This window comes from Buttiauxella massiliensis (assembly GCF_902500225.1).
In the GTDB taxonomy this organism is placed as follows: domain Bacteria; phylum Pseudomonadota; class Gammaproteobacteria; order Enterobacterales; family Enterobacteriaceae; genus Buttiauxella; species Buttiauxella massiliensis.
In genome coordinates, this window is sequence record NZ_LR722657.1 from 80,648 (window position 1) to 94,764 (window position 14,117).

General features: G+C 46.1%; 17 protein-coding genes. 6 read left to right on the forward strand and 11 right to left on the reverse strand.

All coding sequences use genetic code 11. The features are described 5' to 3' along the window. The first annotated feature begins 56 nt into the window (after positions 1–56). On the forward strand, positions 57–1,388 hold the full coding sequence (gene pdxR, locus GC128_RS15625) for a MocR-like pyridoxine biosynthesis transcription factor PdxR (RefSeq protein WP_151995151.1): 1,332 nt from the start codon (positions 57–59) through the stop codon (positions 1,386–1,388). Between the two features lie 105 nt (positions 1,389–1,493). Here the strand turns inward: pdxR and GC128_RS15630 are convergent, their stop codons facing one another. Continuing rightward, a complete protein-coding gene (locus GC128_RS15630) occupies positions 1,494–1,820 on the reverse strand; it encodes a DUF883 domain-containing protein (protein ID WP_034457412.1) in 327 nt (108 codons plus the stop codon). Positions 1,821–1,980: 160 nt separating this feature from the next. Here GC128_RS15630 and GC128_RS15635 point away from each other — a divergent pair, with 160 nt between their 5' ends. Continuing rightward, positions 1,981–2,322, forward strand: coding sequence for a DUF2002 family protein (locus tag GC128_RS15635; protein ID WP_064513255.1), 342 nt, complete (start codon positions 1,981–1,983; stop codon positions 2,320–2,322). A 38-nt stretch (positions 2,323–2,360) separates the two neighbouring features. Here the strand turns inward: GC128_RS15635 and alaE are convergent, their stop codons facing one another. Further along, the gene (alaE, locus tag GC128_RS15640; RefSeq protein WP_064513254.1) at positions 2,361–2,816 is read right to left on the reverse strand and encodes an L-alanine exporter AlaE; all 456 of its coding nucleotides are present in this window, start codon (positions 2,814–2,816) and stop codon (positions 2,361–2,363) included. Between the two features lie 333 nt (positions 2,817–3,149). On the opposite strand from alaE, the gene GC128_RS15645 reads away from it, so the two are divergent. Next, positions 3,150–3,437, forward strand: coding sequence for a DUF2623 family protein (locus GC128_RS15645; protein ID WP_151995087.1), 288 nt, complete (start codon positions 3,150–3,152; stop codon positions 3,435–3,437). A 45-nt stretch (positions 3,438–3,482) separates the two neighbouring features. Here GC128_RS15645 and GC128_RS15650 read toward each other — a convergent pair whose 3' ends face one another. Both GC128_RS15650 and GC128_RS15655 read right to left on the reverse strand, forming a co-directional pair. After that, positions 3,483–3,662 carry a hypothetical protein gene (locus GC128_RS15650; RefSeq protein WP_134184349.1) on the reverse strand — a complete coding sequence of 60 codons (180 nt, stop codon included), beginning with the start codon at positions 3,660–3,662 and terminating at the stop codon, positions 3,483–3,485. Positions 3,663–3,745: 83 nt separating this feature from the next. Next, a complete protein-coding gene (locus GC128_RS15655) occupies positions 3,746–4,270 on the reverse strand; it encodes a rhodanese family protein (protein ID WP_151995088.1) in 525 nt (174 codons plus the stop codon). A gap of 198 nt (positions 4,271–4,468) precedes the next feature. On the opposite strand from GC128_RS15655, the gene GC128_RS15660 reads away from it, so the two are divergent. From GC128_RS15660 to GC128_RS15670, 3 genes are all read left to right on the forward strand, one after another. Then, positions 4,469–6,004 (forward strand): sensor domain-containing diguanylate cyclase, encoded by a 1,536-nt coding sequence (locus tag GC128_RS15660; protein ID WP_151995089.1) that lies wholly within the window; start codon positions 4,469–4,471, stop codon positions 6,002–6,004. Positions 6,005–6,071: 67 nt separating this feature from the next. Further along, positions 6,072–6,836, forward strand: a complete 765-nt coding sequence (locus GC128_RS15665; protein ID WP_151995090.1) for an EAL domain-containing protein — start codon at positions 6,072–6,074, stop codon at positions 6,834–6,836. A gap of 69 nt (positions 6,837–6,905) precedes the next feature. Continuing rightward, on the forward strand, positions 6,906–7,670 hold the full coding sequence (locus GC128_RS15670; protein ID WP_151995091.1) for an EAL domain-containing protein: 765 nt from the start codon (positions 6,906–6,908) through the stop codon (positions 7,668–7,670). A gap of 36 nt (positions 7,671–7,706) precedes the next feature. Here GC128_RS15670 and GC128_RS15675 read toward each other — a convergent pair whose 3' ends face one another. Genes GC128_RS15675 through GC128_RS15705 form a run of 7 tightly spaced genes read right to left on the reverse strand, consistent with a single transcriptional unit; the run spans position 7,707 to position 13,993 of the window. Next, complete coding sequence (locus GC128_RS15675) at positions 7,707–9,803, reverse strand: flagellar biosynthesis protein FlhA (protein WP_151995092.1); 2,097 nt, start codon at positions 9,801–9,803, stop codon at positions 7,707–7,709. Further along, on the reverse strand, positions 9,790–10,926 hold the full coding sequence (gene flhB / locus GC128_RS15680) for a flagellar biosynthesis protein FlhB (protein ID WP_151995093.1): 1,137 nt from the start codon (positions 10,924–10,926) through the stop codon (positions 9,790–9,792). The genes GC128_RS15675 and flhB overlap by 14 nt, the downstream gene beginning before the upstream one ends. Continuing rightward, positions 10,923–11,696 (reverse strand): flagellar biosynthetic protein FliR, encoded by a 774-nt coding sequence (fliR, locus tag GC128_RS15685; RefSeq protein WP_151995094.1) that lies wholly within the window; start codon positions 11,694–11,696, stop codon positions 10,923–10,925. Before fliR ends, flhB begins: the two co-directional genes overlap by 4 nt. A gap of 6 nt (positions 11,697–11,702) precedes the next feature. After that, positions 11,703–11,975 carry a flagellar biosynthesis protein FliQ gene (gene fliQ / locus GC128_RS15690; RefSeq protein ID WP_166671967.1) on the reverse strand — a complete coding sequence of 91 codons (273 nt, stop codon included), beginning with the start codon at positions 11,973–11,975 and terminating at the stop codon, positions 11,703–11,705. Beyond that, on the reverse strand, positions 11,972–12,733 hold the full coding sequence (gene fliP, locus GC128_RS15695) for a flagellar type III secretion system pore protein FliP (protein WP_151995095.1): 762 nt from the start codon (positions 12,731–12,733) through the stop codon (positions 11,972–11,974). Before fliP ends, fliQ begins: the two co-directional genes overlap by 4 nt. Beyond that, positions 12,730–13,122, reverse strand: a complete 393-nt coding sequence (locus GC128_RS15700; protein ID WP_151995096.1) for a FliM/FliN family flagellar motor switch protein — start codon at positions 13,120–13,122, stop codon at positions 12,730–12,732. Before GC128_RS15700 ends, fliP begins: the two co-directional genes overlap by 4 nt. Continuing rightward, complete coding sequence (locus tag GC128_RS15705; RefSeq protein ID WP_151995097.1) at positions 13,115–13,993, reverse strand: flagellar motor switch protein FliM; 879 nt, start codon at positions 13,991–13,993, stop codon at positions 13,115–13,117. Before GC128_RS15705 ends, GC128_RS15700 begins: the two co-directional genes overlap by 8 nt. Positions 13,994–14,117: the final 124 nt, after the last annotated feature.

A 14,117-nucleotide genomic window follows, 5' to 3' on the forward strand; every position in this document is an offset into this window, starting at 1 on the left:
TAAAGCAGGCCATAATGGCAAAGTCGATTGAACCCGTAGTGAGTGCTCACCATTCGATTCCGCGTTACCAGCAAATCGCGAGGCAGCTTAAGCAGGCTATCAGTGATGGTGAGCTGGTTGCCGGAAGCCGCTTGCCATCAAGTCGCACCATGGCGCTGGAACTTGGAGTGGCCCGGGCAACCGTGGAAAATGCCTACGGGGAGCTGGTTGCACAAGGGTGGCTGGAAAGACGCGGCCAGGCAGGGACCTTTGTCAGCTTGTCGGTGACGAAAGGCGCAAATAACCCCGAGACGACAACCAGCCAACCGCAAGGTACGCCACGTCCATTCCAGGTGGGTTTACCCGCGCTGGATGCATTCCCGCGCGCATTGTGGGCGCGAATTATGGGGCGGCGCTTACGTCTGCAAACACGCTACGATCTAGTGTTACCTGAAGCAAACGGGGAGTCGACATTACGCCAGGCCATTGCCGATTATTTACGTTTCTCACGCAGCATCGACTGCCAGCCGGAGCAGATTTTCATCACCGCCGGTTTTCAGGCTGCAATGAGACTGGTTGTGCATACACTTGCCAAACCTGGTGACGGAGTCTGGCTCGAAGATCCCGGTTATCGCTATGTGCGCCCGGTATTTTCAGAAGCGGGCATGGCATTACATCCGGTGCCGGTCGATGGTGAAGGGATGCAGATTGATTATGGTATTAACCATTTTCCAGATGCGCGTTTTGCACTATTGACCCCGGCTCATCAAAGCCCGCTGGGCGTGGCTTTATCACTAACTCGCCGTCGCCAGTTGCTTGACTGGGCTGCGACAAATCATAGCTGGATTGTTGAGGACGATTACGACAGTGAGTTCCGCTACCACGGAAAACCGCTGCCGCCGATAAAAAGCCTTGATGGTCCGCAGCGCGTTATCTATGCCGGAACGTTCAGCAAATCTTTGTTTCCCGCTTTACGCGTCGCCTGGCTGGTGGTGCCGCAACAGGAGGTCGAGGCATTTTCACAGCACACACATTTCCTGCCATGCACTGCCCCATTGTTGATTCAACAAACCATTGCAGATTTCCTGCGCGAAGGGCATTTCTGGCGGCATTTGAAAAAGATGCGTATGTGCTACAGCGAGCGAAGAGTATGGCTGGAGAATGCGCTGCAACAACAGGGGTTTGATGTCGTCCCGCAGGCGGGAGGCATTCAACTGGTGATGCGAGTAAAGGGTGATGACCGCGTACTGGTGGCTAAAGCCCGCGATGCAGGGCTTGCGGTACAAGCATTAAGTGACTGGCGAATGGTGGCAACAGGGGAAGGGGGAATATTGATGAGTTTTACTAATCTCACCTCACAAGCTATGGCGTTAAAAGCCGCGAAACAGCTACGCGATGCGATTAGCTGAAATCAAATAGCCAACAAAGACGCCGCCTGAGGAGTTAAGGATATAAAAAACCCCGGAAGTGGCTCCGGGGTTAGACGCATATTTATTATCACTACACTTTTCGGATTATCGACGGGAAGCTAATAGAGCCCCGATGAATATACCTACAGCGGCGCTGATACCCACGCTCTGCCATGGTTTATCTCGTACATATGTATCGGCACAACCTACCGCATCACAAGCGGCTTGTTTTACGCGGGTGCGACCATGAAGGCGGGCTCTTGTCTCTTTAAGCAGAGACTCCGCTTTTTTGCGGGCAGCTTCCCCTTCTTCTTTAACATCGCTACCGAACGATTTAAGAACCTCTTCCAGCGTGTCAGCCAGTTGGTTCACGTCACGGTTAATATCATCAACGCCTTCGTCTACATCATTTCGATTTACGCGGTTAAACATTGGTTTCTCCCTTTTTGCGATGTACTACTCAGTGTAGACCATAATTTTTAGTAATGAGTCAGTTCACTCTCTTTCACCGTCTTTATGGACTAATCTGAAAGCGTTGCTAATGCTGGTTATTGTAAGGTTGCGCTGCAATAGAAGATGACGAGGAAAAAATATGTATTTACGACCTGATGAGGTGGCCCGCGTTCTTGAAAAAGCCGGTTTTACCATGGATATAGTGACACCGAAAACCTACGGATACCGGCGTGGGGAAAACTACGTTTATGTAAATCGTGAGGCGCGGATGGGGCGAACAGCTTTGATCATTCACCCCACGTTAAAAGAACGAAGCCAGACTCTGGCAGAGCCTGCGACAGATGTAAAAACCTGCGATCATTATCAGCAATTTCCACTCTATCTGGCTGGTGAAACCCATCAGCATTACGGTATTCCGCATGGATTTAGTTCACGCGTCGCCCTGGAACGTTACTTGTCTGGCTTATTTGGCGAGCACTAATTCGAATGAGGCGTTGTTGGGTTCACACCTCAACGCTATCACACCTCTGCTTTTGCGCTTCGATAACCGCTGATACGGAATAAGCGACGGCAATAATCAAGAAAATAGCCATACGCAGCGCCCATAAGCATCGAGACGATGATATTTGAACTTACTGCCGCGACTATTTGATTCCAGTCTGCTCCGACCGACCACAAAATAGCGACGTACACAGGTGACTGGAAAGTCACGTAAGCCAGTACATCAGCGAGATTTTTCGCCCAACTGGCCTGGCTGTAGCGTTTGGTAAAACGCATAAATGCATCACGGTAAAAACCGTATGGCCAGGCAATCAGGATGTTTACAGGAATGGCGACCAGGCGCGAAGAGAGTGATTGCTCAAAACTCATGCCTGAGAGAAAGATTTCAATCATCATGTTCACAACCGAGCAATACACTACCATCGCAAAAGTATCTGCGACTGCATGGCGCAGGCGTGACTCAGGAGAAAACATTATTCCAACTCCGCATGATAATTAGCGATATACACTGCCATTTGGTGTAAATGGTAGTGCTAATAAATGATTTGTTTATGGTGGCTAGATTATATCCCTGCATGCAATTAGACAATTAGTGATAAATTTTTATTTAAAGGCATTTCGTCAATAAAATCCGCTAAATGAGACATCTCAGGCAGAGTTTCCTGATTTTGTCGTTCGGCTATTAATTTTTTATTTAAAATCAAATGGTTAATTTTTCATGCATTGCCTCAGTTTTAAGGCTACCCAGGGCCTGAAAAATCGTTATATAATTTGTTATATAGCGATATAATCAACAGGAGCATTCAAGTGGATAATCATTTTGGAAAGGGATTGATGGCAGGGCTGAAAGCCCGTGAAGCTGACAGTGTCACCAGAGTCACTCGTTTTTGCCCGGACTATAAACGCGGGTTTGTGCTGGGGTTTAGCCATCGTATTTCAGAACAAACTGGGGACCGCCAACGGGCTGCTTGGGAAGCAGGGGTCTTGACTCGTCGCTACAACCTCGACAAAGAACTGGTGGCTGATTTTTTCAAAGAAGTGAATGCTGATACTGCAGTGAAATGCTTTTTTGCAGGTTATGAAAGAGGTTACTGAGAATAGTTTTTCGGCGGGCAAAGCAAGACCCGCCTGAGATAAGCATTAGCAAACGCCAAAATCGTCATCTTCTTTATACAGCGCAACGTCTTCTGCCTTTAAGGTGACTGTTTCGCCTGTCAAAATGCTTCTGGGCGTACAGAACAGAGTATCTCCCTGAACATCCAGAACTTCATATTTTGGGCCGCCTTTTTTGGGCTGCACCAGATCGCCTGCTTTGAACATAGTTTTCCTCTTTCAACGAAGATAAATAAACAACGTCTATCGTTAACCATAGCCCAAAGCGGCAGGGTACATGTCGATTTAACCTAACGTTTGTTCCACGGCATTTTTTCTAGCAGACGTGCCATGCCACAAAAACCGCTTATGCCTGCAAAGAGCAAACCTGCACCCACAAATCCAGAAAGTAAGAAAAAACCCGGATGTCCTGCATAACCCAGCACTACGCCTGCAAGCACCAACGTACCCGCAGCAATTTGTACCTGGCGCATCAAAGGCAATGGTTGTGATTTATCCGCAAGAATTTCCTGCCCGTCTTTCTTCCAGGCATCCAACCCACCAGTGAGGATCAAAACTTTCGCCGGAGCCATAGCATCAGCCAGCTTTTGTGCATTTTGAGTCGTGCGCATTCCGGACTGACAATGAAAAATCACGGTATCGAAGGGGTCGAACGGGCCAAGACGGTCACCGTTTTCGATGGCCGAAAGAGAGAGCAAATGCGCCTCAGGGATATTCTCACGCGCATGTTCATCCCGCTCGCGGATATCAATCAACGCGGCTCCTTGGGCGACCAGAATTTTGGCCAGCGCCGGGGAAATAGTCTCGATAGTCATGTTGTTCCTATTGGCAATAGAGTGCTTTTACTGAGTTAAGGAGACGATAAAACAAAAAAGAATGCACGGTTTTTTAGAGGTTTTTGATCGGCAAATTTAAGAATTTGAGTTCATGAGTCGTTTTGTTCTGATGAAGTGTGAAGATCTGGCGTCAAGGCATCAGTATCAGGTTATGGCATTGTTAAGTGGATTTCAGACATGGAAGTTAATAAAAAGTCAAGCACAGTAAACAGTTTACTGACCGTATTATTTTTGGTGATGTTAATTCCTTTTATGATGGTTTCTATTTGGTCATTTGCTAATATACACAAGAATAATATAGAAGTTTTTGAAAATAATCTGACGCGATTTACACATAATACAGCAATGGAAAGTGTTAATCGCCAGTTAGAAGAGATTGATCTTGTGTTCCAGATTCTGAATGGCCAAATGACATATGCCGGCACTCAGGTTTTTATTAATGAAGAGAAAGGAATCCTTCATTCAATTATTGCATCTATTGTTAATACATTATCTTTTTTTGATGCGGCTATTATTTCCGATGTCAAGGATAATTACCGTTCATACCCAGAAATAAAACTAGATAGTTACATTCCAAGTAAACGCCCCTGGTATCCAAGTGTTAAAAACCAAAAAGGTATTCATTATTCTGAGCCTTATTCAGATGTCCTTGCTGAGTCTAATGATCCTGAAGTTCGTAGTATTACCGTGAGTATGAACCTGTTTGATGAAGAACTACAAAAATATGGAAACATAGGTTTTGACTTGGATATGGATACCATGAGTTCTGCCTTGATAAATGTGGTGGTTCCTTTTGAGGGGAAGTTTTTAGTCGCCTCAAAAGATGGCACTGTCATTATGAATGCAAATATTAAAGATATTTTTCGTCAAAAAGTGCCATTAAACTGGGTTGAAAAATCTATTGACTTAGAAGGCCATTTTTACGATGAAGAAACAAAGAAGCATATTTACTACCGCTCTTTTACCGATCCATATTGGTTAGCGTTTACGATTGTTGATGACGAAAAATATAATGAATTTATTAATGATGCTCCACAATCATTGATATACATCATTTCAGTATGCCTAATCATATATATTATTCTGCTTTGCTTATGCCGTGTATACATCAGAGAGATAGTTGGCCGTCTGTATATGGGCGTCAACGGCATTAGTTATGATGGCCAAACGCAGGATCTGGAAAAGATCTATACTAATATAAAAAATAGCCAGGTTGAACTTAAAGAAGTTCGCCGTATTTCGGGTGAAGATGCTTTAACCGGAATTGGAACCCGGCGTAAATTTGATGACCGAATGGCTGAGTTGATTGATTGCAATTCTACATTCTATCTGGCAATCCTGGATCTGGATAATTTTAAAAGTATCAATGATACGTTTGGTCACACTGTAGGTGATTCGGTGCTTAAATATGTCAGTAAGGTTGGTAAATCTATTATCGAGCCGGACTATGATATTTATCGTTTTGGTGGGGAAGAATTGGTCGTGCTGTTCCATGGCGGGGAATACGATGTCTACTTTGACTTGCTGGAAACCTGGCGCATGACCATATGCCAGCGGCAATGGCGAGAAACCACATTGAATGTAACCTTTAGCTGTGGTATCGCGCGTTGGCAGCCAGGTGAAAGTGCACAGGATATTATAACCAAAGCAGATAAAGCGTTATATGAGGCGAAGCACTCAGGGAAAAATGCGATTTACACTGCAAATGACTAAATAATGAGGTGAATTATGCAGGAATAGGCCGCTTAATAATTAGTCTCAATCATGGAAGGAAAATAAAATGATGGTTGATAATGAGGATGTCAGAAAGATACTGGCTAATATTTCTCAGGGAAATCCGGAGCAGTCCCTCGTCATTTATTTGCAGCCGACTATTAACATGGTTGATGGACAATGTGTGGGCGCTGAGGCGTTAGTGCGTGGGAGAGTTGAGAGCAAGCTTGTGTTCCCGGACCGCTTCATTGGTCTGCTGGAACAAAATAAAGATATTCGTAAGGTGGGCGTTCACGTACTGCAACGAGCCATACAGTTCAGTAAAGAACATGAGTTACATCTCCAGGATAACTTTAGTCTCAGTAGTAATTTTTCGCCTATCGAAATCAACGACCGAAGTGTCGTTGAGAAAATTAAAAGTATTACTGATGCAAAAGGGTATCCAAGCCACAAAGTGACCATTGAGATTACTGAAACAGATATTTCCCTTAGTTCACAAGGCCGGCAGAATGCCTGCTGGTTGCAGCAACAAGGTTTTGTGATTGCCTGGGATGATATTAGTCATCTCGATGATTTGAGCAAAAACAGCCGTGAATTTTGCAGCAATGTCATTAAGCTCGACCGTAGCCTGCTCAATGAAGAGTGTTTGCCCCTAGCACGTGAAATCATCTTGTTATGTAAGATCAAAAAATTACAGCTGGTTGCCGAGGGTGTGGAATATGCCTGGCAGCGAGATTGGTTGCTCGAACAAGGCGTTACTGCTTGTCAGGGATACTATTATTCCCCGCCTGTAAATAAACAAGTTTTTGCACAAAAATATATCTGTGCCTGAGCCCATTTTTCGCGCTGAGAGTCCACGTTTGTAGTTTGTCTCTGGCCCATATTATAAAGAGGTAATAACATGAGCGACATTGGCTCAAATTTTATTCTTAGAAAGATAACCCATAGCGATTTTTCTAACGTGGTGGACTTTTACGTCCAGCCAATTTTCAACTTGTCATCTTTCCAGTGTGTCGGTGCCGAGGTGCTATTACGTGGGATGCATCGGCACAACATCATTCAGCCCGCGCAATTTCTCCAGCAGCTTGAAGAAAATGACGGCATTATTAATGTCGGAAAATATATCATTGGTAAAGCCTTTGAGTTTTTACAACTTGAAGTGTTACCACAAAAGCCAGATTTCTTCCTCAGCATCAATCTTGCACCACATCAACTCAATGATGAAAGCTTTTCTGAAAGCATTATTGCGCTGCAATCCGCGTACGCCATTCCGCCAAAATCTGTGATTTTTGAGATAACGCAGTCTGCTGAAGAATTAGCGGAAAGTGGTGAGAAAAATATTCAGCAATTGCAAAATGCTGGGTTTTCTTTTGCTTGGGATGATGTGGGCAGTATTGATGATGTACAAAACAAGCTGGCCCAGTCGGCATGTGATTATATCAAATTGGATCGCAGCTGCCTTAAGAACGGTAACAGCGAGAAAACGCCTGAACTCATTCTGGAAGCGCATAAAAATAATGCCTCCATTATTGCAGAAGGGGTTGAAACAATGGCGCAAACGTCGATGTTGTTAAAACACAATGTTGAACTGGCTCAGGGGTATCTGTTTTCTCGCCCGCTGAAGAAAATAGATTTTGTAGAAGCTTATATTCGTAAATCAAATTAGCCCAACGCTTTGTTAAATTTAGCGCTGGGCTACCCATCAGGCCAGCGTCCCCACAATATTCAGATCCGCTTCATCAGGCACTTCGTTATAAGACAACACATGCAAACCAGAAGCAAACAGGCGGCCATAGCGAGAAATTAACGGGCGTAATTGTGGCGTTACCAGCAGCAGTGGCGCCATACCTTGCGCTTTCATATGCTCCTGAATCATTGGCATCGTGTTTTGTAATTGCGTCAGAATATTCGGGTCAACCGGGAAGTTATCCAGCCCAACTTTTCCACTTTGCTGTGCGTGATTGAGGGCGTTGAGCAGAATGTTTTCCAGTTCATTATCTAGTGTATAAGCCTGAAGGCTGCGCTTTTCTCCGTTGATATTATGGATAATGGCGCGGCGCAACGCGAAGCGCACATCCGAGGTTAATAGCACCGGATCTTTCGTCAATGCGGCACTTTCAAGCAGAGTCGCTGCAATGGTATTAATGTCTTTCAGTGAAATCTGCTCTAATAACAACTGGCGATAAACTCGCAGCAAAAGGCTGTAGTTAAGTTGGGCAATTAAATCCTCTGCCAACTTCGGCGCCTGCTGGCTCAAACGATGATGCAAATGCGTGATGTCGTCGTAATTAAACAATTCAGGCAAATAATTGCGCGCAATTTTATTGACGTGAGTTGCGACGACGCTTGCACAATCCACCACTTGATATCCCAGATTCAGCGCCTTCGCTTTTTGCTCCGGTAATATCCAGGTAATCGCCATGCCATAAGCGGGGTCTGTATCCAGCACCCCATCGATTTCGCCGTACAATTCCGCCCCTGGAATTGCCATTAACTTGTCGGCATGCACTTCACCGGTCGCAATGCGAATACCGTTGATATGAACTGCGTACTGAGAGGGCTTCAGGCGGAAGTTTTCTCGAATCCGTATTTCGGGCAACAGCACGCCGCAGGTTTCAGAAATCAGCTGGCGCACGCCACGAATACGTTGAGAAAGCGGGCTACCTCGAGTGGTATCCACCAGAGTCACCAGCTTATAGCCCAGATTCAAACCAATCGGTTCCACCTGGGGAATGCTGTCCCAGTCAATAACCGGTGGATTGTCGTGGGAAATTGCTTCATTGATGGCATCAATTTCAATGATCGGCTGTGGTGCTGCCACTTTTTTGCTCTGTTTCCATCCTGCAAAAATCAGCAGTGCGGTAAAACTCAGGAACGCGATGTGCGGCATACCCGGCACGATAGCTAGCACGAACATGACAAACGCGGCGGTATAGAGAATGGAAGGGCGCGCCAGCAACTGGTTGTTAATTTCGGTGCTGATGTCGTTACCGTCACCGACGCGGGTCACGATAATTGCCGCAGCAGTAGAAAGCAGCAGGGAAGGGATTTGCGCGACCAGTCCATCACCGATGGACAGCAAAACATACTGTTTGAATGAGTGGCCAACATCGAGATTATGGGCAAATACACCGATACAGATACCGCCGATAATGTTGATTATCAGGATCATAATCCCGGCAATCGCATCGCCGCGCACAAACTTCGATGCACCATCCATTGCACCATAGAAATCTGCTTCACCGGAGACATCCTGGCGGCGTTGTCGAGCCTGTTCCTGATTAATTAAGCCCGCGTTCAGGTCAGCATCAATCGCCATTTGCTTGCCTGGAAGCGCATCAAGCGTGAATCGTGCGGAGACTTCGGAAATACGCTCCGCACCTTTGGTGACCACCACGAAGTTGATGATCATCAGGATCACAAACACCACGAAGCCGACGACAAAGTTACCGCCGATAACCACCTGGCCAAAGGCTTCAATAACTTTACCTGCCGCACCTTCCCCTTCGTGACCATGTAATAACACCACACGAGTGGATGCGACATTCAGGGTCAGACGCATTAGCGTCGTAATCAGCAAAATGGTCGGGAAAATCGCAAAGTCGAGCGGGCGTTTACTGTTAACCGAAACCAGCAACACCATGACGGCCAGCACGATATTGAAGGTGAACAGAATATCGAGGATTAACGGCGACAGTGGCAGCATAACCATAGCCAGCACGCAAAGTAATAACAGAGGAATACTCACGTTACTTCGCCGAATCAGGTTGAAGTAACCCGTAAATTTACCGTTTGCCATCTGTTTTCATTACCTCTTTTGGGATGTCCATATGCTTGTTCAATTGCGGCTTTATATCGCTGCGTCCATTGCGCCACTCTTTAATCTGCATCACGTAGGTGAGCACATGTGCAATGGCGCGAAATAGCTGGGAAGGAATTTGCTGGTTTACGCGCGTGCTGTAATAAATGGCACGCGCGAGCGGTGGAAACTCAACGATTTCAATCTGGTTTTGAGTGGCGACTTCTCGAATATACAGGGCGATATCGTCCATCCCTTTGGCGAGAATATAAGGGGCCTGCGCCTTATTTGGGTCATATTTCAACGCGACGGCATAGTGGGTCGGGTTGGTTAAAATCACGTCAGCGGTCGGCACGACTTTATTAATCTGACCCTGTGCCATTTGCCGTTGCAACTGGCGAATTCGCCCTTTTACCTGTGGGTTGCCGTCGTTATTTTTATGTTCATCGCGCACTTCTTGTTTGGTCATGCGCATCTTTTTCATAAACATGAAAATGGATAATGGCACATCAATAAATGCGAAGATGATAATCACGCCGATCAACCACCAGAATGACTGGCGCAGAATCAGCAAACCTTCTTCAATTCCCTGGCGCAACCAGATGCGCTGCAAGCCCAGCAATTCAGGCAAATTATCCTGAATCAGCGACCATAAAACAGCCATCAACACGCTGCATTTCAGCAGCATTTTCAGCACGTCAACATAGTGGCTGGATGAAAACATACGTTTCAGACCACTGATTGGACTTATCTTTTTGAAGTCTGGAAGCAGTTTATTAGGTGTGAAAATCCAGCCACCGGGTACCAGCGTTGAAATGATGCAAACCAGCGGAATGGGTACTAACGTCAGAACGAATTTCAATAGCAACCAGACATGGTGCATCAGGAACTGTTCGAGAGCTGCATCGTCGTTGAGTTTTCCCGCCATGGTCGCAACGGAAAAAAAGGAGTCCTGAACCAGCTGGCGGTAGAACGGGAAAAAGATCATCAGAGTGATAAGCGATGTGACCAGACCTGCGGCCATCGTCAGATCTTTTGAACGCGCAATATCCCCTTTTTCACGCGCTTTACGAAGCTTACCGTGGGTAGCCTTTTCGCTTTTATCTCCCGAACCTGACATCAGTAAACCCGTACCGAATCAAGTTTGCTGAGAATGTAATTCGTCAGACTGAGATAGTGCTCAGGGATATTACTGACCATCAATGCAAGGCACAGCAGGCCAAACAGCATGCTGATAGGAAATCCTAACGAAAACAGGTTCAGCGTCGGTGAAATACGGTTCAGTAAGCCGAACGAGCCTTGCACCATTAGCATCACAAAACCGGTCGGTAGCGCGATTAATACGGATGAGGAAACAAGCCAGCCGAGACTTTGCACCAGGGTTTGCAGCGACAACGAAGTGATTGCTTGCCCTGGCGGCCAATAGGTAAAGCTTTTATAGATGATGGTTACGAGCAGCAGGTGCCCGTCCATGGTGAAAAAAAGCAGCACGCTGTAAACAAAAATTATTTGTGAAATCACGGTGGTGGAGTTGCCGTTGCTGGGGTCATTCATTACTGCCATACCGAGACCCATATTCATTGAAAGAATATGCCCGGCGGTTTGCAGAGCCACAAAAACCAACTGCAACATGGCACCAAACAGAAAGCCCCACAGGATCTGCTCACCAATCAGCACAACGCTGCGCATTGAAAGCAATTCAGTTAGCACCACAACTTGATGCAGCATGGGGGAAATGACCGCCGTAAGCGCAATAGCGAGGCCAATTTTGATGCGCCGGGAAATGGATCGTTGATCAAATACCGGGCTGAAATGGATAAACGACAAAATGCGCACAAACGGCAGAAAAGCGGCCATCAACGGGGCGATCAGTGTCGGAATGTCAAAGCCCATAATGATTTAGCCAACCAACCGTGCAGCCTGATGGAAAATTTCAATGGTGAAATCAGACAGTTTAATCAGCATCCATTTCCCCGCTACCACCAGAACCAGCAATGTAACAACCAGGCGCGGCAAAAAGCTGAGGGTTTGTTCGTTAATCTGCGTGGTCGCCTGGAAGATACTGACCACCAGGCCAACGAGGAGGCTGGGAACAATCGCTACCACAGAAATAATCAGCACCAGCAAGATGGCACCGGACATAATCTCCCCGGCGGTGTCCATGGTCATCATCCTGAAACCCCTTGTACGCTGGTGGTCAGCGTGCTGACAATCAAGTTCCAGCCGTCGCAAAGCACAAACAGCATCAGCTTAAATGGCAAGGAAACAATCAGCGGTGACAGCATCATCATCCCCATCGCCATCAAAATACTGGCGACAATCAGGTCGATAATCAGGAATGGGATGTAAATCATAAAGCCAATCTGGAAGGCAGTTTTCAGCTCGCTCAGCACGAAAGCCGGTACCACGATACTGAGATCCATTTCCATCGGATCGCCTTTCTCACCCGCAATCGACATGATTTGCGCCATCGAGGTTTTACTGGTTTGCGCCAGCATATATTTCTTAAGCGGTAGCTCGGCGGTGGTCAGTGCCTCTTTAAGCGAAATAGCATCATTCTGATAGGGAACAATGGCCTGGTCGTAAACTGTGGTCCAAACCGGGCGCATTACCAGCATGGTTAATGCGAGCGCGATCCCCGTCAGAATTTTATTCGGTGGGCTTTGTTGTAAGCCAAGTGCCTGGCGCAAAATCGCCAGCACAATAATAAAGCGTGTGAAGCAGGTCATCATCAGCACCATGATCGGCAAAAAGCCGAGCAGGGTCATCAGAATCAGAATTTCAACCTTAACGCTGTAATCCTGGCCGCTGCCGTTGCTGGTGGTGCTGAGCAGGGTAATATCCCCGTTCGCGGCTAACAGGTGAGGCGAAATAAGCAGCCCGGTTAACAATAATAAACCCAGGCCAGTGCTGCGAAAATTGCGACTCATTGCGTCAGTTTGCCTAGATCGTGGTTGCTAAATTCGATGATACGCAGGCCGTATTTATCATTAAGCACTACCACTTCGGCTTTACCGAACTGAATGCCATTCACCTTTAAATCCAGCGGTTCACCCGCCATCTTATCCAGCTCAATCACGCTGTCGTTGCTGATTGTCATCAGCTCAGCCAATGAAATACTCACCGAAGCAACTTCAAGTGTCAGGTTTACCGGAATACGGCTGAACAGCGCCATTTTACGTAGTTGTTCACTACGGCTTTCCGTTGCAGTCTTCTCCACAGATTTCGCGGCGGAAATATCTGCGTCATGCCCGGCAGTTTCCGGCAGGTCGATTTCGTCCAGATTAAAATCAATGGACAGGTCATTTTGATCACTCATACTTCATCTCTGGAGTTTTATCATTAAATTCAGAAAGATATAACCGTCCTCGTTCTTCCGCGACGACTGAGCTAAAAATCTGTTCATTTTCAATAAAAACCGGTAACGGTTCATTTAAGGAAACGGGAATGATGTCACCCGGTCCAATATTTAATAGTTGGGCAACGGTAAGATTAATGGATACCAGGCGACCGGTAAGGGTCAGCGGCATATTGGTAAACATATGTTCTATTTGTTCAGAAGAGAGATTCTTAGCCTGTGGCTCACTGCTTTCGCCATCTGCACGTGAAGTGGCAAGAAGTAAATCAACGTGATGCGCATCCAGCAAAATAGAAAAGCAATATTCATCATAACCTTCAAGCCAGAACCGAACCGAATAAGGCCATTGATGAATAATCGAGGTGTAATCATTCTTCAGTTCAAGCGTTTCATTTAATACTTCCTTGACCATGGTGAGCTGCAAAAGCTCCTGGCCAAGTTTTATTTTTAACCGGTCTTCAGTTTTGGTAACCGATTGGGTGAGATCTAAAGAGACGGTGTTGCCTTCTTTGCTCAGTCCGTAATAGGTATGCAAAATGCTCAGTAAAAACTTACGATTAATATCGAAGCCAATACTTCCATAAGCTGTTGAGAATATTTGTGCATTTTTGCAATGATAATCAATATCAAATGTCAGGTTGCTCAGTAGAGCATTGAGGCGATATTTTTTTAAAAAGAAAATACCTAACCTGGCTTCGATGCTGTCAAATTTAGCGCTGATTATTTTGGGTATCTTGTGATAGGCCCTGCCAAGTTTACTGACATCCAGTCGCGTGAGTTCAGGACAATCAGAAGCCTGATAAACACGAGTTCTATGCGATGCATTCTGCATGATGTGTCCATTATCATTCAGTGTGCTTACGTTAACGCTTCTTTAATATGCGGCGTTGTGCTGACGAGTAAATCAATAACCACGATGCGTGATGATTATTTTTTTGACGTGTTGCAGGTTACGT